The organism is Bradyrhizobium sp. CCBAU 45321 (genome assembly GCF_028128975.1).
In the GTDB taxonomy this organism is placed as follows: domain Bacteria; phylum Pseudomonadota; class Alphaproteobacteria; order Rhizobiales; family Xanthobacteraceae; genus Bradyrhizobium; species Bradyrhizobium yuanmingense.
Genome location: NZ_LFKZ01000017.1, coordinates 66,359 through 86,781 on the forward strand (window position 1 = coordinate 66,359; position 20,423 = coordinate 86,781).

At 65.2% G+C, this 20,423-nt stretch carries 18 protein-coding genes; 2 read left to right on the plus strand and 16 right to left on the minus strand.

The window, feature by feature from the left end:
- Positions 1-77: 77 nt before the first annotated feature.
- Positions 78-2,051 carry a methyl-accepting chemotaxis protein gene (locus ACM43_RS06225; protein WP_271538949.1) on the minus strand — a complete coding sequence of 658 codons (1,974 nt, stop codon included), beginning with the start codon at positions 2,049-2,051 and terminating at the stop codon, positions 78-80.
- A gap of 499 nt (positions 2,052-2,550) precedes the next feature.
- Between ACM43_RS06225 and ACM43_RS06230 the strand changes: the two genes are divergently transcribed.
- Complete coding sequence (locus ACM43_RS06230) at positions 2,551-3,594, plus strand: AI-2E family transporter (RefSeq protein ID WP_246732555.1); 1,044 nt, start codon at positions 2,551-2,553, stop codon at positions 3,592-3,594.
- Positions 3,595-3,686: 92 nt separating this feature from the next.
- Here the strand turns inward: ACM43_RS06230 and ACM43_RS06235 are convergent, their stop codons facing one another.
- The 11 genes from ACM43_RS06235 to ACM43_RS06285 form a co-directional block, all read right to left on the minus strand.
- Complete coding sequence (locus ACM43_RS06235) at positions 3,687-4,859, minus strand: thiolase family protein (RefSeq protein WP_271538953.1); 1,173 nt, start codon at positions 4,857-4,859, stop codon at positions 3,687-3,689.
- Between the two features lie 314 nt (positions 4,860-5,173).
- Positions 5,174-6,763, minus strand: coding sequence for a phosphoglycerate dehydrogenase (gene serA / locus ACM43_RS06240; RefSeq protein ID WP_157287947.1), 1,590 nt, complete (start codon positions 6,761-6,763; stop codon positions 5,174-5,176).
- Positions 6,764-6,982: 219 nt separating this feature from the next.
- Positions 6,983-8,155, minus strand: a complete 1,173-nt coding sequence (locus tag ACM43_RS06245) for a phosphoserine transaminase (RefSeq protein ID WP_271538955.1) — start codon at positions 8,153-8,155, stop codon at positions 6,983-6,985.
- Between the two features lie 79 nt (positions 8,156-8,234).
- Positions 8,235-8,441 carry a hypothetical protein gene (locus ACM43_RS06250; protein WP_271538957.1) on the minus strand — a complete coding sequence of 69 codons (207 nt, stop codon included), beginning with the start codon at positions 8,439-8,441 and terminating at the stop codon, positions 8,235-8,237.
- Between the two features lie 160 nt (positions 8,442-8,601).
- Positions 8,602-9,066 carry a GNAT family N-acetyltransferase gene (locus ACM43_RS06255; RefSeq protein ID WP_271538959.1) on the minus strand — a complete coding sequence of 155 codons (465 nt, stop codon included), beginning with the start codon at positions 9,064-9,066 and terminating at the stop codon, positions 8,602-8,604.
- An 18-nt stretch (positions 9,067-9,084) separates the two neighbouring features.
- Positions 9,085-9,675, minus strand: a complete 591-nt coding sequence (locus ACM43_RS06260) for a glutathione S-transferase family protein (RefSeq protein WP_271538961.1) — start codon at positions 9,673-9,675, stop codon at positions 9,085-9,087.
- Positions 9,676-9,745: 70 nt separating this feature from the next.
- A complete protein-coding gene (locus ACM43_RS06265; protein WP_271538963.1) occupies positions 9,746-10,633 on the minus strand; it encodes an outer membrane protein in 888 nt (295 codons plus the stop codon).
- A 166-nt stretch (positions 10,634-10,799) separates the two neighbouring features.
- Positions 10,800-11,630: an outer membrane protein gene (locus ACM43_RS06270; protein ID WP_157286559.1), complete on the minus strand. Its 831-nt coding sequence runs from the start codon at positions 11,628-11,630 to the stop codon at positions 10,800-10,802.
- Between the two features lie 237 nt (positions 11,631-11,867).
- On the minus strand, positions 11,868-13,112 hold the full coding sequence (locus ACM43_RS06275; RefSeq protein WP_271538965.1) for an MFS transporter: 1,245 nt from the start codon (positions 13,110-13,112) through the stop codon (positions 11,868-11,870).
- A 314-nt stretch (positions 13,113-13,426) separates the two neighbouring features.
- Entirely contained in the window at positions 13,427-14,770 is a 1,344-nt protein-coding gene (glmM, locus tag ACM43_RS06280) for a phosphoglucosamine mutase (protein WP_157286558.1), read from the minus strand.
- Positions 14,771-14,991: 221 nt separating this feature from the next.
- Positions 14,992-15,159, minus strand: coding sequence for a hypothetical protein (locus ACM43_RS06285; RefSeq protein WP_167361667.1), 168 nt, complete (start codon positions 15,157-15,159; stop codon positions 14,992-14,994).
- Between the two features lie 129 nt (positions 15,160-15,288).
- On the opposite strand from ACM43_RS06285, the gene ACM43_RS06290 reads away from it, so the two are divergent.
- The gene (locus ACM43_RS06290) at positions 15,289-16,425 is read left to right on the plus strand and encodes an alpha-hydroxy acid oxidase (protein WP_157286557.1); all 1,137 of its coding nucleotides are present in this window, start codon (positions 15,289-15,291) and stop codon (positions 16,423-16,425) included.
- 229 nt (positions 16,426-16,654) lie between these two features.
- Here ACM43_RS06290 and ACM43_RS06295 read toward each other — a convergent pair whose 3' ends face one another.
- From ACM43_RS06295 to ACM43_RS06310, 4 genes are all read right to left on the minus strand, one after another.
- Positions 16,655-17,281, minus strand: coding sequence for a hypothetical protein (locus ACM43_RS06295; protein WP_271538969.1), 627 nt, complete (start codon positions 17,279-17,281; stop codon positions 16,655-16,657).
- Positions 17,282-17,337: 56 nt separating this feature from the next.
- A complete protein-coding gene (locus ACM43_RS06300; RefSeq protein WP_271538971.1) occupies positions 17,338-18,177 on the minus strand; it encodes a shikimate dehydrogenase in 840 nt (279 codons plus the stop codon).
- Positions 18,178-18,243: 66 nt separating this feature from the next.
- Entirely contained in the window at positions 18,244-19,986 is a 1,743-nt protein-coding gene (locus ACM43_RS06305) for a SulP family inorganic anion transporter (RefSeq protein ID WP_271538973.1), read from the minus strand.
- A gap of 105 nt (positions 19,987-20,091) precedes the next feature.
- Positions 20,092-20,364 (minus strand): helix-turn-helix domain-containing protein, encoded by a 273-nt coding sequence (locus tag ACM43_RS06310; RefSeq protein WP_008566993.1) that lies wholly within the window; start codon positions 20,362-20,364, stop codon positions 20,092-20,094.
- Between the last annotated feature and the right edge of the window lie 59 nt (positions 20,365-20,423).

Sequence of the window (20,423 nt, forward strand, 5' to 3'; positions counted from 1 at the left end):
GCGTCGACCTCTCCCGCAAGCGGGAGAGGTTGGCCCGCCGCACGATCAACCTACCTACTGCCGGTTTGCAGACGCGCTTAAGCCGCCCGCACCGTCTCCAAAAACCTGCTCACCTCGAGCTTCAGCCGGCTGCTGTCGTTCGACAGCGATTGCGCCGCGGACAGCACTTGCGAGGAGGCAGATCCCGTCTCGGTCGCGCCCTGGCGCACGCTGGAGATGTTGGCGCTGACCTGCGTGGTGCCGGCGGCGGCGCTTTGGACGTTGCGCGAGATCTCGCTGGTCGCGGCGCCCTGCTCTTCCACCGCGGCCGCGATGGTGGAGGAGATTTCGGACAGACGCTCGATGGTGCCGCCGATGGTCTTGATCGCACCGACGGAATCTTGCGTCGCGACCTGGATGCTCGAGATTTGCTGACCGATGTCGCCGGTCGCCTTCGCGGTCTGCTCGGCCAGCGCCTTCACTTCCGAGGCCACCACGGCAAAGCCGCGTCCGGCCTCGCCCGCGCGCGCGGCCTCGATGGTGGCGTTCAGCGCGAGCAGATTGGTCTGGCCGGCGATGGCGTTGATGAGCTCGACCACGTCGCCGATGCGCGCGGCCGCCTTGGACAATTCGCTGACGCGATCGTTGGTCTGCCCGGCCTGGGTGACGGCCTCGCCCGCCATGCGCGCGGAGGCCTGCACCTGACGGCTGATCTCGTTGACGGAGGCGGTCAGCTCCTCGGCGGCGGACGCCACCGACTGCACGTTGGTCGCCGCTTCCTCGGACGCCGCCTCGACCAGCGTGGCGAGCTCGGTCGAGCGGCTGGCGGTCGTGGTCAGCGACGTCGCCGACGCCTCGAGCTCGTTGGCCGCCGACGATACGGTCTCGACGATCTCGCCGATCGCGCCTTCGAAATCGTCCGCCATCCTGATCATGTCGGCGCGGCGGCGCTCGGCGGCGAGCTTATCCTGCCTGATCTTCTCTTCGGCCTCCTCCTGCGCCTTCCGCTCGGCGTTGACCTTGAACGTCTCGACGGCTTGCGCGATCTCGCCGATCTCATCGGGCCGGCCGAGGCCGGGAAGAACGACGGCGAAATTGCCGTTGGCGAGCTCGATCATCGCCGCGCGCATCGCGGTCAGAGGCCTCGAGACCGAACGTCCGATGAAGATGCCGAGGCCGAGCACGCTCGTCGCAATCAGCGCGATCGCGACCGCAATCCAGAACTGGATGCTGGTGCGCTCGGCCTCGTTGAGACGGTCGGCGTCGGCGCGGATGCGGTCGACCGATGTCGAGACCTGCTCGATCACCGGCTCGACCGACGCGAAGGCCTCGGACATCGCCTTCGATTCGGCCGCCAGCTTCAGCGCGGTCTCCATCCAGGCGGAGAAGTCGCGCTGATAGTCGGCGAGCTTCTGGCGCAGCTCGGCCTTGGCGCCATCGGCGATGGCTGCCGCGTCGAGGCCTGCGGCAAATTCGGACGCGCGCTTCTTCATCTCCTCGCCATATCTGGCGTTCCGACGCAGCATGAAATCCTTCTCATGCCGGCGCATCATCAGCATGATCACCTTGAGCTCGGAATTCTGGAACTGGTCGACCTGGCTCTCGATACCGTGGACGGAAGTGCGCAGGCGACCTTCGAGCCCGGACTTCTCGTCGAGGCCGAGCCGCTGTCGTTCCTCGACCACCGCGGCGAAGCGGGCCTGATAGGTCTTCAAGGACGCATTCATCGCGTCGATCTTGTGCGCGAGCTCAGGCTGGCCGAGCGCTGCGATCTTGCCGCGGAGCGTCTCGATGTCGAGCGCCACCTGCCGGCTGATCTCGACCTGGCGCTGCGCCCTGGCCGGATCGCTGCGCAGCAGAAAATCCTTCTCGGCGCGGCGCGCCTCGAGCAGCTCGACCGCGATCCTGTTGTTCAGCTCGAACACGGTGCGCGCATCCTCGGCCGCGTCGCGATAGACGCCCATCGTCCGCTCGCCGTAGAGGTGAATGCCGCCGATCAGGACGACGCCGATGACGCCAATGACGCCGATCGCGGTGATCTTGTGAGTGAGCCGCAGGGAAGGGAGCCGCATCGTGAACCAAGCTGGTGGTGAGCGATGCGGTTCATAAAGCGATATTCGGTGAAAGCTTCCGTTAATTTGCGGACACGTATTAATACGTGCACTCTCCAAGAATGCTCGCTGCTATGCACGGTGAAATGCACAGGCCGGGGCCGGCCGCCCCCTGGCCGCCGCCGGTGCACAGGTCAAGACGGCACGCTGATCGGGGTGGTGCGCGCGCCAGCGCCGACAGGGCGTAGCGTCAACCAGGCGAGTTTTCGGCGCTGCGGCGTCCCGCGTCGCGAGCCGCCGCGCATCGCTATGCGACTTGTTCCTGAGCGGAACCGAAGGCCGCGTCGCGGCTTGAATTCGTGGCGTTCCTGTTCGTCCATTTTCAACAACGCGAATTTGCACTCGCCACGTCACCGCAATGTCCGAGCGACTGAAATCGGGGGCATCCAAGAAGACCCCTCCCCAGGGGAGCGATGCTGTTTCCGACCGAAAGCCGCTGCCTTCAGGCGCTTCGGCCCGCATGAATGCCCGTGTGGTTCTCGCGCTCGTGCTGGTCGCGCTCGCGCTCTGGACCGCGGCTGGATTTCTGACCGCGCTGATCTGGGCCGCGATTCTCGCAATCGCGCTTTGGCCGCTCTACGTCAGGTTCGCCCAACGCTTCGGCGCAGGGCCGACCACGCTGACCGCCCTGGCCTTTACGCTCATGGTCGCACTCGTTCTGATCGCGCCCATGTCGCTCGCGATCTACCAGATCGCGCAGCAGGGAGAGGCGTTGGTCAGCTCGCTGAAGAAGGCCGGCGAGAGCGGGATCGAAGTCCCGGATTGGCTGGCCCGCTTGCCCGTCGCCGCTGAAAGCATCGAGCAATGGTGGCGCACCAACCTCTCCGACCCCAAGGCGGCAAGCGAGTGGCTGAAGACGGTCAGCGCCGACAATGCATCGGATCTGTTTCGAACGTTCGGCGGGCAGCTACTCCACCGGCTGTTCATGATGTTCTTTTCGCTGCTGGCTCTGTTCGTGCTGCTCCGTCATGGCCGGCTGATCGCGAGCCGCTTTCTGGAAACGTGTGACCGGCTGTTTGGCGAAGCCGGCGAAGGTCTCGTCGCGAAGATGGTCGCGACCACCCGCGGCACCGTGAACGGCACGGTGCTGGTCGCCGTAGGCGAGGGATTGCTGATCGGCGTCGGCTATCTGGTCGCGGGCGTGCCGAACGCCGTCGTTTTCACGATCCTCACTGCGGCATTTGCGATGATCCCGTTCGGCGCCTGGCTGGCCTTCTCGGCCGCGGCGCTGGTGCTGGTGTCCGGTGGCGGCAGCGGGCTGGCGGCCGCAGGTGTGTTCTGCTGGGGCTCGATCGTGATGCTTGCCGGGGATCATTTCGTCTGGCCCACACTGGTCGGCGATTCGGCCCGGCTGCCGTTTCTCCTCGCTTTCGTCGGCATCTTCGGAGGCCTCGCCGCCTTCGGCCTCCTCGGCCTGTTCCTGGGTCCCGTGATCATGGCCGCCTTGCTGACGGTCTGGCGCGAGTGGATATTCCGTCCCAATGTTCGGGAGCAGTCGGGCTGAGCCGTCCGGCTTCGCCAACCCTCGCACGCCGCGGAACTGAAAAGGCACGGCGCTTCAATCGCGCCGTGCCTTCGCATGCGAGTCGCGTTGGATCAGTGATAGATCTCGAACAGGCCGGCGCCGCCCTGGCCGCCGCCGATGCACATCGTCACCACGCCCCACTTGGCCTTGCGGCGGGCGCCTTCCTGCAGCAGATGGCCGGTGAGACGGGCGCCGGTCATGCCGAAGGGATGGCCGATCGCGATCGAGCCGCCGTTGACGTTGTACTTGGCGGGATCGATGCCGAGCTGGTCGCGGCAATACAGGCACTGGCTGGCGAAGGCCTCGTTGAGCTCCCACAGATCGATGTCGTCGATCTTGAGGCCGGTGCGCTTGAGCAGCTTCGGAATCGCGAACACCGGGCCGATGCCCATCTCGTCCGGCTCGCAGCCGGCGGTCGCCCAGGCAACGAAGCGGCCGAGCGGCTTGAGGCCGCGCTTCTCGGCGTCCTTGGCTTCCATCAGCACCACCGCGGCGGCGCCGTCGGAGAGCTGGCTGGCATTGCCGGCGGTGACGAACTTGCCGGGCCCCTTCACCGGTTCGAGTTTTGCCAATCCTTCCATCGTGGTGTCAGGGCGATTGCATTCGTCGCGATCGACGGTGTAGTCGACGATGCTCTCGGCCTTGGTCTGCTTGTCGACGACCTTCATCTTCGTCTTCATCGGGACGATCTCGTCCTTGAACTTGTTCGCCTGCTGGGCCGCGGCCATGCGGCGCTGCGATTCCAGCGAGAACTCGTCCTGATATTCACGGCTGAGCTTGTAGCGCTCGGCGACGATGTCGGCGGTGTCGATCATCGCCATGAAGATGTCGGGAGCGACCTTGAGCAGCTCCGGATCGATAGATTCCTTCGGCGTGGCGCCGCCGGGAATCGAGATGCTCTCGACGCCGCCGGCGACGATGCAATCGGCGCCGTCGGAGCGGATCGAATTGGCGGCCATCGCGATGGTCTGCAGGCCCGACGAGCAGAAGCGGTTCACCGACACGCCGGCGGTGGTCTTCGGCAGGCCGGCGAGCAGCGCGGCCTGGCGGCCGATGTTCGGCGCGCCATGGGCGCAATTGCCGAGATAGCAGTCCTCGACATAGTCCTTCTCGACGCCGGCGCGGTCCACCGCGTGGTGAATGGCGTGGGCCGCGAGCGACATCGGCGGCGTGATGTTGAACCCGCCGCGGCCGGATTTCGCCAGGCCCGTGCGCGCATAGGAAACGATGACGGCTTCACGCATTGTTTTCTCCCTTGTCGAACGATTTGGAACGGAGCGTCCTAGCGCCATTGGTACACAAAGTCAGGAGGTCGCGGGGAAAATAAAACGCCGCCTCCGGTGAAGGAAGCGGCGTTGTTCCGCGGGTCGGAATATGTCTGTAGAAGGCGATGGAATTCGACTCTGTCGGCTCACTGTGTCACCTCTCCCCGGCGGGGAGAGGTCGGATTGCGCCAGCAATCCGGGTGAGGGGCCGCAGCAATCTGTGAGAGCCTAACCCCTCACCCGGATCGCATCTTACGATGCGACCCGACCTCTCCCTTCGGGAGAGGTGAAGCTCAGAACGTCAGCGCCTTGGCCTGCTTGACCTGCGGCAGGGCCTGCACCTTAGCGAGCACGTCGGCCGGCACCACGCCGTCGACCTCGACCAGCGCAATGGCATCGCTGCCGGGGGCGACGCGGCCGAGATGGAAGGTCGCAATGTTGATCTTGGCGTCGCCCAGAAGCCCCGCGAACTTGCCGATGAAGCCCGGCTTGTCCTCATTGGTGACGTAAATCATCGACTTGCCGAACTCGGCATCGACGCGGATGCCCTTGATGTCGACGAGGCGCGGCTTGCCGTCGGCGTAGACGGTCCCCGAGACCGACCGCTCCTGCCGCTCGGTGGTGACCGTGACGGTGATCAGGCTCTCATAGTCGCTCTGGGCGGCGCGGACGATCTCGTCCACCACCATGCCGCGCTCCTTGGCGACGACCGGTGCGGACACCACGTTGACCTCGCCCAGCATCGGCCGCAGCAGGCCCGACAGCACCGCGGAGGTGATCGCCTTGATCTTCATCTCGGCGACGTGGCCCTCATAGGTGATCTCGACCTTAAGGATGCCGCTCTCGGTGAGCTGTCCCGCGAACGAGCCGAGCTTCTCGGCGAGCGCGATGAACGGCTTCAGCTTCGGCGCTTCTTCCGCCGTGATCGAGGGGAAGTTGACCGCGTTCGAGATCGCGCCGGTGAGCAGGTAATCCGACATCTGCTCAGCGACCTGCAGCGCGACGTTCTCCTGCGCTTCGGTGGTGGAGGCGCCGAGATGCGGCGTGCAGATCACGTTGGGATGGCCGAACAGCACGCTCTTGGTCGCGGGCTCCTCGACGAAGACGTCGAAGGCGGCACCGGCAATGTGCTTGGCGTTGAGCGCCTCGACCACCGCCTGCTCGTCGACGAGGCCGCCGCGGGCGCAATTGATCAGGCGCACGCCCTTCTTCATCTTGGCGATCGCGGCCGCGTCGATGATGTTCTTGGTCTTCTCGGTCAGCGGCGTGTGCAGCGTGATGAAGTCGGCGCGCCTGAGCAGATCGTCGAGATCGACCTTCTCGACGCCGATGTCCTTGGCGCGCTCCGGCGACAGGAACGGGTCGAACGCGATCACCTTCATGCGCAGGCCGAGCGCGCGGTCGGCGACGATCGAGCCGATATTGCCGCAGCCGACGACGCCAAGCACCTTGCCGGTGATCTCCACGCCCATGAAGCGGTTCTTCTCCCACTTGCCGGCCTGGGTCGAGGCGTCGGCCTGCGGAATCTCGCGGGCGAGCGCCAGCATCAGGGTGATGGCGTGCTCGGCGGTCGTGATCGAATTGCCGAACGGCGTGTTCATCACGATGATGCCCTTGGCCGTCGCGGCCGGGATCTCGACATTGTCGACGCCGATGCCGGCGCGGCCGATCACCTTCAGCCTAGTGGCCTTCTCAAGGATCTTGGCAGTCGCCTTGGTCGCGGAGCGGATCGCAAGGCCGTCGTAATTGCCGATGATCTCGGCCAGCTTGTCCTTGTCCTTGCCGAGATTGGGCTGGAAGTCGACCTCGACGCCGCGATCCCTGAATATCTGCACGGCAGCGGGCGAGAGCGCGTCGGAAATGAGAACTTTGGGTTTGGTCATGGGATTTGTCCTTCACCGTCCCTGAGGGAGGATCGGCCCGAGGGCCGGAAATGCGTGAGTGACTTGGAAGCTTGTTGGTCTCCCTCTCCCCGTTCTTACGGGGAGAGGGTTGGGGTGAGGGGCAGCCACAGGCGAAGTGCTCGTGGAGAGAGCCCCTCACCCGGATCGCTGCGCGACCCGGCCTCTCCCCGTAAGGACGGGGAGAGGCGAAGAAGAAACTTACGCTGCCTTGGGCAGAGCGGCCTTGGTCTCGGCGAAGGCCCAGTCGATCCACTGCGTCAGCAGCTCGACGTCCTTTGCTTCCACCGTGGCGCCGCACCAGATGCGCAGGCCCGCCGGCGCGTCTCGGTAATAGGCGAAGTCGTAGCCCGCGCCTTCCTTCTCGACGAGGGAAACCAGCTTCTTGCTGAACTCCGCCTGCGCGTCCTCGGACAGCGAGGTGATCGCGGGATCGGTGAACTTCAGGCACACGGAGGTGTTGGAGCGGATCGAAGCGTCCTTGGCGAGGAAGTCGATCCAGGGTGTCTTCGCCTTCCAGTCCGCCAGCACCTTGGTGTTGGCGTCGGCGCGCGCGATCAGCGCCTTGAGGCCGCCGATCGACTTGGCCCAGTTCAGCGCATCGAGATAATCCTCGACGCAGAGCATCGACGGCGTGTTGATGGTCTCGCCGACGAAGATGCCTTCGTTGAGCTTGCCGCCCTTGGTCATGCGGAAGATCTTCGGCAGCGGCCAGGCCGGCTTGTAGGTCTCGAGCCGCTCCACCGCGCGGGGCGACAGGATCAGCATGCCATGCGCGGCCTCGCCGCCGAGCGCCTTCTGCCAGGAGAAGGTGACGACGTCGAGCTTGGCCCAGTCGAGCGGCTGTGCAAACGCGGCGGAGGTGGCGTCGCAGATGGTCAGGCCTTCGCGGCTCGCGCTGATCCAGTCCGCGTTCGGAACGCGCACGCCCGACGTGGTGCCGTTCCAGGTGAAGACGACGTCGCTCTTGGGATCGACCTTCGACAGATCGGGGATCTCACCGTAGGGGGCATTTAGCTTGGTGACGTCCTTGAGCTTTAATTCCTTGACGATGTCGCTGACCCAGCCTTCGCCGAAGGATTCCCAGGCGAGCGTGGTGACGGGCCGTGCGCCGAGCAGCGACCACAGCGCCATCTCGACCGCGCCGGTATCGGAGGCCGGCACGATGCCGATGCGGTAATCGGCGGGGACCTCAAGCACTTCGCGCGTCAGGTCGATCGCGAGCTTGAGCTTGGTCTTGCCGATCTTCGCGCGATGCGAGCGGCCGAGAGCTGCGTCCTTGAGATTTTGGGCGTTCCAGCCGGGGCGCTTGGCGCAGGGGCCGGAGGAGAAATGCGGCACGGTCGGCCGCGAAGCGGGCTTCGCTACAGTCATGATCTACCCTTCCAGATAGTAAGCCTCCCGTTGGGGGGAGGTGTCCCGCCGCGGCTGATACGGGAATCGGGAAGGTCCGTCAAGGAAGTTCCGGGGCCTCACGCGCCAGTGATGGCGTTTCCGGTGCAATATCGGGGGATTCGACAACAGCGAGCGCATTCAGCAAGTCCGTGGCATCGCTGATCAATTGCGCCGCCTTGCGGCGGCTTCCGACCTTCAAAATGCATTTTTCATTGGCCTGCACGACGTAGTCGTTGCCGACCTTGATCATCGAATAGCTTGTCATCGAAAAATCCCGAACCGAGCGAGCCCGGTGTCAGATGCCCCCGTAGCACCCTTCGTTCCTTCATCAATGTGAACGACGGAGCGGTAGTTTACCGGCTCTTAACACGACCGAATGAAAAGCCCGCTTTTCGCCGGCTGCGCAGCGCTCGCGTCGCACTGCCTCAAAAGCGGACAGTCATGCCGACGTGACTCGCCGCAAAGCCGAGCCGCTTGTAGAAGCGCTGCGCATCGACGCGCGTCTGATGCGTGAGCAACTCGACCAGATTGCAGCCGCGCGCCTTTGCTTCCGTCACGGCCCATTGCACCAATTGCTCGCCGATGCCGCGGCTGCGACACTCGGTGGCAACGCGAACATCCTCGAGCAGGCCGCGCGATCCGCCTTGCGAGCTCAGGCCCGGGAGGATCGCGAGCTGCAGGCAGCCGACCACCCTGCCCTCACTCTCGGCAACCACCAGCGTCAGATTCGGATCGCGCGCGATCCGCGCGAATGCGTCGTAATAGGCGGCCGGCAACGGATCCTCCACGCGCTCGCGCGCGCGGCCGAGATGATCGTCCGCGAGCATCGCCACGATCGCGGCGACGTCCTCGCGGCGCGCGGGACGGATAGAGACGGCTTCGGCATTCATGTCAGGCGACTCCGCACCTCAGCGCGCCGGCGGAAGGCCGAGAAACGCTTCGACGTCGCCGATCCAGCGGCGGACGGAGGCATAGCGGCCGAGGTCGAAGCCGCCTTCATGCGCGAGGCGCGTATAGGCGAGCAGCGACACGTCGGCTAGCGACACCTCGTCGCCCGCGAAGAAGCGGCTGGCGGCGAGATGCTGCTCCATGCGGTCGAGCGCCGCATAGCCGCGCTTGACCTTTTCAGGATCGAGCTCGGAGGCATCCTTGCCGAGATAGACCATGAGGAAGCGGCACACGGCGATATAGGGCTCGTGGCTGTACTGCTCCCAGAACAGCCATTCGTCCATCTTGGCCGCCGTGAAGGCGTCGCGCGGAACGAGCGCGCTGTCGCGGGCGAGATAGCGGATGATGGCGTTGGACTGGGCCAGCGTGCGGCCGTCGTCGAATGCGACGGTCGGCACCTGGCCGGCGCCGTTCATCTTCAGGAATTGCGGCGTGCGCGTCTCGCCCTTGCGGGTGTCGACCTCGATCCACTGGTAGGGCAATGCGAGCTTGTCGCAGACCCACTTCACCTTGAGACAATTGCCGGAATTGCTGTCGCCGTAGATCTTCATCGCTGCCGCCCCACTTTCGGGACGACAGAGCATCAGGACGAAGCGAAGCTGTCAACAAGAAGCGGACGGCTCAGAACTTGTAGCCGAGGCCGAGGCGCGCGTTGTTCAGCGTCACCTGCGTGTTCATGACGGGAGAGAATCTCACATATTCATATTCGATGCGGGCGAACAAGCCGTCCCAAACGCAGTATTCGAGCCCGAGGCCGGCGGTCCAACCCACGGCGTAAGTGTTGGTCCTGTGCTGACCTTGCGTGCCCGACTGCGCAGGAACCGGGCCCCACGTTCCAAGTGTCGTCGTGGTGTTGCCGAAGAAATCCGTCGTCGTCGTGTCCTGTCGCATCGACACGCTGCTGGTCACGGTGCGCGACACGTCCATTCGCCCGACGGCAGCGCCCATGAAGGCATAGGGCATGAAGCTGCCGCCGTCCCAGCCCACGCGGCCGCGGAGCGTAACCATGTCCTTGACCTGTGCCGCCGCGGCACCCGTCAGCGTAACGGCATAGTTGTTGGTGATGCCGGGGGCCCGCACCTCACCAGGCGGGTTGACGATGACGAGCGAGTTGGATCCCGACGTCAATGTCGCCATATTATTGAAGTAGCTGTAGGTGCCCTCGAGACTGAGAACGGCATCATACCATTGCCAGTTGCGGCCGACGAAGCCACCGAAATTGGTGCTTTGAGTGTTGGTCTTGTTCAGCAGCGACCACGTCGAGGTCGGCCCCTGGAGTACGCTGTCGCGGAAGATGTAATTGGTCAGGCCGACCACGCTCTGGCTGAAATCCGTGGCATCTGCGGTATAACCGCCATGACCGCCGACATAGAAGCCATTCCAATTGACGGAGGTCTTCGACAAACCGTCGGCGAAGCCGCCGCGCAGCACGGGCAGGTCCGGCATGTCGGCCGCTTGTGCGGCAGACACCGTCCCCAACATCGCCGCTGCCAACACCAGCCTACGCATCACCACGCTCCATCGGACTCGAACTGTTGCGATGATCATCGCCTGTTAACCTTAACCAATGGTTGCGCCGGGCGCCTTCGGCGCACCTCGCCATGAAAAATACGCAAAGCAAAACGGCGCGGGATGATCCCGCGCCGTTAAGGAGTCCTAACCGATCAGCTTGCGATCAGCCCTTGGTGACCAGCGGCGGCGGCACGTAGGCCGGCGGGCTGTTGAGATCCCAGCGCACGCCGAGCTTGACGTCGTGCGAGGTGATGTCCCTGACCTTGATCGTGGTCGGGCCCGAGGCGCTGTTGTCGAACAGGCGGTAGTTGCCGGGCGCGGCATCGCCGAGGTTCATGTAGCTGTAGGCCAGTTCGACGGTGAAGCCGGGATTGACCTTGTAGGCAAGACCGGCGTGAGCGGCCCAGGCGAGGTTCCACTTTCCGTTGTCGGCGAAGTAGGCGACGCTGTTGTTGAGCAGCGGGCTGTAGGACACGCCGTCGTCGCGGAAGCCGCTGAGCTTGTTGTAGGAGCCGCCGACGCCCGCGCCGATGAACGGCGTGACGCACCACCAGGTGCCGAGGTCGACATAGGCGTTGGCCATCACGAGCCACTCGGACTTGCTGCCGCTGTAGTTGTTGACGCCGACGAAGCCGGGTCCCACGACATTGTCGCTACCGTGCAGATTGGCCTTGCCCCGGTACTGGCCGATGACGTCGGCGCGGAACCAGTTGTTGAAGCGATAGCCGACGCCGAGGCCGAACAGCGGCGAGGAGTCGAAGCCGAGGCCTTCCGTCGTCTTCGAGTACCCGGCCGGCAGGGCGCTCTCGATGCGCTTCGCGCTCTGGTTGGTCATGCCGATGTCGCCGCGCAGATACCAGCCGCCGAAGTCGGCGGGCGGAGCCGGCGGCGCGTACATCGGAGGGGGGGCGGCGATCGGCATATCGGCGGCGAACGCCATCGACGAGATCAGGGTTGCCGCACCCGCGGCAAGGAGAGACTTAACGCTACGCATTGGCTTCGTCCTTATGGCCGGTGAGGCTGAATACGAGCGCCTCACGTTCTGGAAACTCACGGGGGGACGATGCCAGCAAATGTTTAAGCGCCACTTAACCCTAATTTTTAAGGTTGATTTTTTCTCACCCTACACGCGCGCGCCGTGCGAGCGTTGCAAAAATGCCGCGCCAAATGCGACATCGGCGCCGCATTCCCTAACGATGTGTGAAGCCGCAACGCGGCAAGAGAGGATGCGTTAACGCGCGTTTCGCGGCAGATTCGGCAGGAACACCGCGAGCAGCCCGATCGCCGGCAGATAGGCGCAGACCTGGTAGACGAACTCGATCGAGGTGTGGTCGGCGAGCTTGCCGAGCACGGCCGCGCCCAGGCCCCCGATGCCGAAGGCGACGCCGAAGAACACGCCGGAGATCATGCCGAAGCGGTGCGGCACCAGCTCCTGCGCAAACACGATGATCGACGACGTCGTCGAGGAGATGATCAGGCCGATGGCGACGCTGAGCACCGCGCTCGCAACGAGCCCGGCATGGGGCAGCGCCAGCGTGAACGGCAGCGCGCCGAGGATCGAGATCCAGATCACGATCTTGCGGCCGAAGCGGTCGCCCAGCGGACCGCCGAGAAACGCACCCACGGCGTTCGCCGCGAGAAAGACGAAGAGATAGATCTGGGCCGCCTGCGTCGAGACGCCGAAACGGTCGATCAGGTAGAAGATGTAATAGCTCGACAGGCTCGAAACGTAGAGCTGCTTGGAGAACAACAGCACGACGAGCACTGCGAGCGCTACCGCGACACGGCGCGAGCTCGGCGCGCCGGGCTGGCTGTGGACGGGCACCGCTTTCTTCGTCGCGATCTGCGGCGCGTACCAGCGCCCAATGCGCCAGAGAATCAGGATGGCGAGGAACGCGATCGAGGAGAACCAGGCGATGCTGCCCTGCCCGAACGGCACCACGATCAACGCGGCGAGCACCGGCCCCATCGAGGTGCCGAAGCTGCCGCCGAGCTGGAACACCGATTGCGCGAAGCCGTAGCGTCCGCCCGAGGCGAGCCGCGCGATGCGCGCCGACTCCGGGTGAAATACCGCCGAGCCGAGGCCGACCAGCGCGGCGGCGACGAGGATGACGAGATATTGGTGCGCGACGCTGAGCAGCAGCAGGCCGAAGAAGGTCGAGGCCATGCCGACCGCGAGCGAATAGGGCTGCGCCTTCTTGTCGGTGTAGTGCCCGACCACCGGCTGCAACAGCGAGGCCGTGAACTGGAACGCCAGCGTGATCATGCCGATCTGCGCGAAGTCGAGCGCGTAGGCGTCCTTCAGTATCGGGTACACCGAGGCGATCAGCGACTGCATGGTGTCGTTGAGGAAGTGCGAGACGCTGATGCCGGCGAGCACGATATAGGCCGGCCCCTTGGCGGCGGCCGGCGCCAATTCGGCGACGACGACGGGCTCGGTCAGCGTTTCCTCTGAGACGACGACAGGCTTGTTCAAGGCGGCAATCCGGCGCGGCAGATTGCCGCGAGGTGCTGATTACGACGCTAGCGGCGGCGGGACCATCGTCAATCGCAAATGGCTGGGATGCGTATCTTACCCTCTCCGCGAATCCGATATCGTAGGGTGGGCAAAGGCGCCCTTGCGCCGTGCCCACCATCTTTCCGATATGGCGACAGACGCGTGGGCACGCTTCGCTTTGCCCACCCTACGATACTTGTAGCCCGGATGGAGCGCAGCGTAATCCAGGACCTTTATCGCCCGTCGCACGAATCCCGGATTTCGCTGCGCTCCATCCGGGCTACGATCGCGCCTTACGCCGCGGCCTGCCCCAATGCCGAAACGATGGTGTCGACGACGTCCTCGACGAGGTGACGGTCCTCGCCTTCGCCCATGACGCGGATCACGGGCTCGGTGCCGGAGGAGCGGATCAAGAGGCGGCCGTGGCCGTTGAGGCGCTTCTCGCCGTCGGAGATCGCCGACTTGACGTCGGAATCATCGAGCGGCCTGCCGCCCTTGTGGCGGACGTTCTTGAGGATCTGCGGTAGCGGATCGAAGCGGTGGCAGACCTCGGACACCGGGCGGCGCAGCTTCTGCACCACGGCGAGCACCTGCAATGCGGCGACAAAACCGTCGCCGGTCGTGGCGTAGTCGGACAGGATAATGTGGCCGGACTGCTCGCCACCAAGATTGTAGCCGCCGTTCAGCATCTGCTCGAGCACGTAGCGGTCGCCGACCGGCGTGCGCACCAGCTCGAGCCCCTGCCCTTGCAGGAAGCGCTCCAGCCCGAGATTGGACATCACGGTGGCAACGATGCCGGGACGCGAGAGGCGTCCATCCTCCTTCCAGCTCTGCGCGATCACCGCGAGCAGCTGGTCGCCGTCGACGACATGGCCGCGCTCGTCGACCAGGATGACGCGATCGGCGTCGCCGTCCAGCGCAATGCCGATGTCGGCGCGCATCTCGCGCACCTTCTTCGACAGCGCCTCCGGCGAGGTCGAGCCGCAATCCTTGTTGATGTTGAAGCCGTCGGGCTCGACGCCGATCGGCACCACGTCGGCGCCCAATTCCCACAGTGCCTCGGGCACCACCTTGTAGGCGGCGCCGTTGGCGCAATCGATCACGACGCGCAGGCCCTCGAGCGAAAGGTCGCGCGGCAGCGTGCGCTTGGCGAATTCGATGTAGCGGTCGTGCACGCCGTCGATGCGGCGGGCACGGCCGAGGCTCGCGCTCTGGGCGAGCCGCTTGTCGAGGGATTCGTCGAGCAGCTGCTCGATCTGCCGCTCGACGTCGTCGGAGAGCTTGAAGCCCTGCGGGCCGAACAGCTTGATGCCGTTGTCCTCGAACAGATTGTGCGAGGCGGAGATCATGACGCCGAGATCGGCGCGCATCGACTTGGTCAGCATCGCGACCGCCGGCGTCGGCATCGGGCCGACCAGCAGCACGTCCATGCCGACCGAGGTGAAGCCTGCCACCATGGCGTATTCGATCATGTAGCCGGACAGACGGGTGTCCTTGCCGATCACGACGCGGTGGCGGTGGTCGCCGCGCTGAAACGCAAGGCCCGCGGCCTGGCCGACCTTGAGCGCGAGCTCCGGCGTGATCAGTCCGTTGGCGCGGCCCCTAATCCCGTCCGTCCCGAAATATTTGCGGCTCATATCGTCCCCCAAGCAGCAACCAGGGACTCCCCTCTACAACCACGGGCTGCCCCAACGGGACCCGCATCCCTGATTTGCCGAGGTCTTATAAAGCTATCGCGGCTAACTTGGCTTCAAAAAATATGATGAATCATTACGGAACCGGCGCCGCGACCGCCCCCGATAACACATTGTTAACATTGCAATTCCGGCGTGACCAGCGAAAAGCGGTGGAACTCGCCTTAATCCGAGCGCTTCACATGGCCGTCCGCGCGGCTCGGCGCCGGCTGGGTGACGTTAACGGGATCGGAGCCCGGGAAGGTCTCCTCCAGCCCTTCTTCGAGCGCCTCCTCGAGATCATGCTTCTCCTTGATCTCTTCCGGCGAAGGTCCTGCGTGCGGCTTCGTCATGACGCTCTCCTTGGCACTCTCCTTCCAAAACGTTCTGCAAACGATTTGGCTGTGCATCCAACCATGCTAGATGACCCCGAAATCTTCCGATGCAAGACTGTTTGGTACGTGACGGGCCGGGGAAACGACATGAAGCATATTACCTGTATCGACGATCTTCGCACGCTGCATCGGCGCCGCGTGCCGAAGGCATTCTTCGACTATTGCGACCGCGGCTCCTACGCGGAGGAGACGCTGCGCGCCAACCGCGAGGACATGCAGGCGATCAAGTTCCGCCAGCGCATCCTGGTCGACGTCTCCAAGCGCGACACCTCGACCACGATCCTCGGCGAGCCGTCGACGATGCCGCTGATCCTCGCGCCGGTCGGCCTGCTCGGCATGCAGCACGGCGACGGCGAGATCCACGCCTGCCGCGCCGCGCAGGCCGCCGGCATTCCGTTCACGCAATCGACGATGTCGATCTGCTCGATCGAGGACATCGCCGCCAGCGTTGAGAAGCCGTTCTGGTTCCAGCTCTACGTCATGAAGGACCGCGGCTTCATCAAGGAATTGATCCAGCGCGCGATCGCAGCCAAGTGCAGCGCGCTGGTGCTCACGGTCGACCTGCAGGTGATCGGCCAGCGCCACGCCGACATCAAGAACGGCATGACGGTGCCGCCCGAATGGTCGCTGTCGAAGCTGCTCGACTTCGCCAGCAAGCCGGCCTGGGTCTCCGGCGTGCTGCAGGGCAAGCGCCGCACCTTCGGCAACATCGCCGGCCACGTGAAGAACACCGAGGATCTCAACCGCCTCGCCGAATGGACCGCCTCGCAGTTCGACACCTCCTTGAACTGGAAGGACGTCGAGTGGGTCCGCAGCATCTGGCCGGGCAAGCTGATCATCAAGGGCATCCTCGACGTCGAGGACGCCGAGGAAGCCGCCAAGACCGGCGCGCAGGCGCTCGTGGTCTCCAACCACGGCGGCCGCCAGCTCGACGGCGCGCCGTCCTCGATCGAGGTCCTGCCCGAGATCGCGGACGCGGTGGGCGACAGGATGGAGATCATGTTCGACGGCGGCATCCGCTCCGGCCAGGACGTGATGCGCGCGCTGGCGCTCGGCGCAAAGTCCTGCATGATCGGCCGCGCCTATGCCTATGGCTTAGGTGCCGGCGGCCAGGCCGGCGTCGCCAAGGCGATCGACATCATCCAGAAGGAGCTGCTCACCACGATGGGCCTGTGCGGCGTCAACCGGGTGGACGAGATCGACGATCACGTGATTGCGGTGTGAGGGCGTCTGCCGGGATGCCGCAGCAATAATCACGGTCGTCCCGGACAAGCGCGCCCAAAGCGCGCGCCGATCCGGGACCCATAGCCACAGGCAGGTGTGGCTATGGGGACTCGGATTGGCCTGCTTCGCGCAACAACTTTTCCCTGTGGTTATGGGTCCCGGATCTGCGCTGACGCTTGTCCGGGACGACGGCGGTGTTTGAGGCGGCAGGTGCGCGTCTCGCAGCCCCTCACATCGGCGGCGTCAGGCCGTCGCGGCCGACGCTGACGCGGTTGGTCTCGAACGAGCCGTCGGGCAATTGCTTCATGAAGGCGATCACCTTGGCGCCGGGCTTCAGCTCGGATTTGTCGCCGGGCACGAAGGTCACGACCGGCGTGTCGTCGGCGACGAACACCTTCTTCTCGCCGTCCTTGTACTTGACCAGCAGCGTGTGACCGTCATTGCCGACGACGCTCTCCGCGACGGTCGCATTGGTCATGCTGGAGTTGGGCTTGAGGTCCCAAGGTCGCGAACCTTCCCCGGTGCCGCGCATGCTTTCCGGAAACACGTGCACCTCGACGGCGTTCTGGCTGCCGTCCGGTCCCGGCACGGTGGTGGCGCCGATGAACGAGCCCGGCTTGATGTCAGCGAGTGAAATCTTCGTGACGCCCGACACGTTCACGTCCGAGGCGAGGCGAAGCTTGACCTCTTCACCGCTGCGCGACTTGACCTGCATTGTGTCGCCATTGACGCTTTCGATGGTGCCGCGCACGCGCGTCGGCACCGGCGCTCTCTGGGCGAAGGCGCAGTAGGTCGAGACGACCACCATCGCGACGGCGATCAGTGGACGTGTGAAGGTTGCACGTTGAACAGTCATGACGGTCTCCGTTGCCCCCAGGAATAGAGAACTCCGAAAGACCCTGCGCTATTCTCTCAAGACTTCGTGAGATCGGCCTCAACCAATGCGCGCAGCTCGGCGGTGACCTCGGGGCGCCGCCCGAACCACAGCTCGAAACCGCGCACCGCCTGATGCAGCAGCATGCCGAGCCCGTCGGCGGTCTTCAGGCCGCGCGCCGCCGCCGCGGCGAGCAGCGGCGTCACCAGGGGAACGTAGACGAGGTCGCCGACGACGGCATCTTGCGGCAGGCGCGCGAGGTCGACGTCGAGTGAAGGCTGGCCATGCATGCCGAGCGAGGTCGTGTTCACGAGAAGTTTTGCGCGCGGCAGCACGTCGCCGATCGCGTCCCACGGCAGCGGATGCACGTTCGATCCGAACTGTTGTGCCAGCGTCTCGGCCCGCGCCATGGAGCGATTGGCGACATGCACGCAGCTGATGCCGCGTTCCAGCAGGCCGAACACGACCGCGCGCGAGGAGCCGCCGGCGCCCAGCACCAGCGCCGCCTCGGCCATGTCCCAGCCGGGCGCGCTGGCGTCGAGATTGTTGATGAAGCCTTCGACATCGGTGTTGGTTGAGCGCAGCTCGCCGTCGGCGAACCACAGCGTGTTCGCGGCGCCGACGGCCCTGGCGCGGGCGTCGGGCGTCGACAGCGCCAGCACGGCTTCCTTATGCGGGATGGTGACGTTGGCACCGACGAAGCCGCGCAGCGACAGTCGCAGCACGAAATCGCGCAAATCCTCGGGCGGCACCGCCTCGATGACATAGCCGCCCTCGAGATCGAGCGTGCGCAGCCAGTGATGGTGGATCAGCGGCGAGCGCGAATGCGCGGCCGGCCATCCGATCAGACAGGCTGCAGGGGGCTTGGGCGTGGTCATCTTTCCCTCGGGTCGTTTCCGAGGCGATCCATTTCGCGTCGCGCCCGCTCTGTCAAGCGCGCGTGGTCAGCTCGCAGCGGTCTCGTCGGCGGCCCGGCCCTTGATGTCGGAGATGGCGCGCTCGAGGCTCGTGCGGTAGCGCGCGCGCGGCGGCGTGACGCCATGGGTGAGCAGCGCGCGGCGGACCGCGGGCGAGGCCCCCGTGATGAACAGCCGGATGCCTTGGCGGTGCGCCTTGGCGGCGACGCGGCCGATCACGTTGGCCGCGGTAGAATCCAGGAACGGCACCGCGGCGAAATCGACCACGAAGGCCTTACGCCTGTCGGCAATGCCGTCGAGCACGCTGCCGATCGCCGAGGCCGCGCCGAAGAAGAACGCGCCGGTGATGCGATAGACCAGCACGTCGCGGTCGACCGCAAGCGCGGGATCGTAACGCACACGGTCGCCGTTGCCGTCATCGGGGCGATCATCAGCAACCAGTGGCGTCCGCTCCTCGATGCCGGTCATCTCCGCCATGCGATGGATGAAAAGCACCGCGCCGAGCGCGAAGCCGACCAGGATGCCCTCGGTGAGATCGCGGAAGATCGTGAGCAGGAAGGTCGCGAGCAGCACCACGGCATCGCCCCATGACGAGCGCACGAGCGTCGCGAATTCGTGCTTCTCCGCCATGGTCCAGGCCACCACGACCAGCACCGCGGCGAGCGCGGCCAGAGGGATGTAGCTTGCGAGCGGGGCCGCGACCAGCATGAACAGCAGCAGGAACACCGAATGCAGCATGCCGGCGAGCGGCCCGCGCGCGCCGGCGCGGATGTTGGTCGCGGTGCGCGCGATCAGCCCGGTGACGCAGATGCCGCCGAACAGCGCCGAGCCGATATTGGCCGCGCCTTGCGCCACCAGCTCGCAATTGGAGCGGTGACGGCGGCCGGTCATGCCGTCGGCGACCACCGCCGACAGCAGCGATTCGATCGCCGCCAGCAGCGCAAAGGCGATCGCATCCGGCAGCACCGCCCTTGCCTTCTCCAGCGAGAATGCGGGCAGCGCCGGCGAGGGCAATTCGCGCGGGATGCCGCCGAAGCGCGAGCCGATCGTTTCCACCGGCAACGAGAATATCGCGCACACGAAGGCGGCGAAGACGACCGCGATCAGGATGCCGGGCCAGGAGGGACGCCAGACCCGCAACGAGGCGATGATGGCGATGCTGACGATCGCGACCAGCACTGCGGATGGATTGATCGTGTTGAGGCCGCCGGCGAGCGCGACGAGCTTCGGCACGAACTCGCTCGGCTCCTTCCCCGCGAGCGTGATGCCGAAGAGATCGCGGAGCTGGCTGGCAAGGATGATGACGGCGATGCCGGCGGTGAAGCCGACCGTGACCGGATAGGGAATGAACTTGATGTAGGTGCCGACCCTGAGCAGCCCTGCGCCGATCAGGAACAGGCCGGCCATCATGGTGGCGAGAATAACGCCATCGACGCCGTGCCGCTCCGCGGTCGCCGCGACCAGAACGATGAAGGCACCGGCAGGGCCGCCGATCTGGAACCGGCTGCCGCCGAGCATGGAGGCGATGAAGCCGCCGGCGACGGCGGTGTAGAGGCCGCGGTCCGGCGTCACGCCCGAGGCGATTGCGATCGCCATCGACAGCGGCAGCGCGACGATCGCGACCGTCAGGCCGGCGAAGACGTCGGCGCGGAAATCCGCAAGGCCGTAGCCTTCGCGAAAGACGGTGACGAGCTTCGGCAGATACAGTTCGGCAAAGGTCGGCTGACGCAGCTGGTGCAGCCGTCCTGCCTGATCGCTCGTGATGCTCATGTCAGCAAAGTGCTCCGCTGGCCCCACAATGCTCCGAAGCATCGTGCGTCCTAAGGTGCGACGATGCGCTAGCCCATCTTGATCCCGGGCACGATCAACGCGCGATCATGCTCCGACACGGCGCGGCGGCCCCGGCTCCTTCAAGCGAACGCCACGTCCGCCACTGTCGCTGCGGGCCTGCTCGCCGATCAGCTCGACGCCGGCCCGGTCGAACGCCTCGACCACCTTGATCAAGGTCTCGACCACGCCACGAACATTGCCGGTGGAGGCCTCCATCCGCTGGATGGTCGGCAGCGACACGCCGGCGAGCTCGGCCAGGGTTTTCTGGTCGATGCCGAGCAACGCGCGGGCTGCCCGCATCTGGAACGAAGTGATCACCTTGGCCTCACTTACGAGCAGTTATAAGTGATATCTAGAACATATACAATGATGTAAAA

Bases quoted from the DNA above. Each gene is read 5' to 3' on its own strand.
- ACM43_RS06225 (WP_271538949.1), bottom strand. From the start codon at position 2,051: ATGCGGCTCCCTTCCCTGCGGCTCACTCACAAGATCACCGCGATCGGC.
- ACM43_RS06230 (WP_246732555.1), top strand. From the start codon at position 2,551: ATGAATGCCCGTGTGGTTCTCGCGCTCGTGCTGGTCGCGCTCGCGCTC.
- ACM43_RS06235 (WP_271538953.1), bottom strand. From the start codon at position 4,859: ATGCGTGAAGCCGTCATCGTTTCCTATGCGCGCACGGGCCTGGCGAAA.
- serA (WP_157287947.1), bottom strand. From the start codon at position 6,763: ATGACCAAACCCAAAGTTCTCATTTCCGACGCGCTCTCGCCCGCTGCC.
- ACM43_RS06245 (WP_271538955.1), bottom strand. From the start codon at position 8,155: ATGACTGTAGCGAAGCCCGCTTCGCGGCCGACCGTGCCGCATTTCTCC.
- ACM43_RS06250 (WP_271538957.1), bottom strand. From the start codon at position 8,441: ATGACAAGCTATTCGATGATCAAGGTCGGCAACGACTACGTCGTGCAG.
- ACM43_RS06255 (WP_271538959.1), bottom strand. From the start codon at position 9,066: ATGAATGCCGAAGCCGTCTCTATCCGTCCCGCGCGCCGCGAGGACGTC.
- ACM43_RS06260 (WP_271538961.1), bottom strand. From the start codon at position 9,675: ATGAAGATCTACGGCGACAGCAATTCCGGCAATTGTCTCAAGGTGAAG.
- ACM43_RS06265 (WP_271538963.1), bottom strand. From the start codon at position 10,633: ATGCGTAGGCTGGTGTTGGCAGCGGCGATGTTGGGGACGGTGTCTGCC.
- ACM43_RS06270 (WP_157286559.1), bottom strand. From the start codon at position 11,630: ATGCGTAGCGTTAAGTCTCTCCTTGCCGCGGGTGCGGCAACCCTGATC.
- glmM (WP_157286558.1), bottom strand. From the start codon at position 14,770: ATGAGCCGCAAATATTTCGGGACGGACGGGATTAGGGGCCGCGCCAAC.
- ACM43_RS06285 (WP_167361667.1), bottom strand. From the start codon at position 15,159: ATGACGAAGCCGCACGCAGGACCTTCGCCGGAAGAGATCAAGGAGAAG.
- ACM43_RS06290 (WP_157286557.1), top strand. From the start codon at position 15,289: ATGAAGCATATTACCTGTATCGACGATCTTCGCACGCTGCATCGGCGC.
- ACM43_RS06295 (WP_271538969.1), bottom strand. From the start codon at position 17,281: ATGACTGTTCAACGTGCAACCTTCACACGTCCACTGATCGCCGTCGCG.
- ACM43_RS06300 (WP_271538971.1), bottom strand. From the start codon at position 18,177: ATGACCACGCCCAAGCCCCCTGCAGCCTGTCTGATCGGATGGCCGGCC.
- ACM43_RS06305 (WP_271538973.1), bottom strand. From the start codon at position 19,986: ATGAGCATCACGAGCGATCAGGCAGGACGGCTGCACCAGCTGCGTCAG.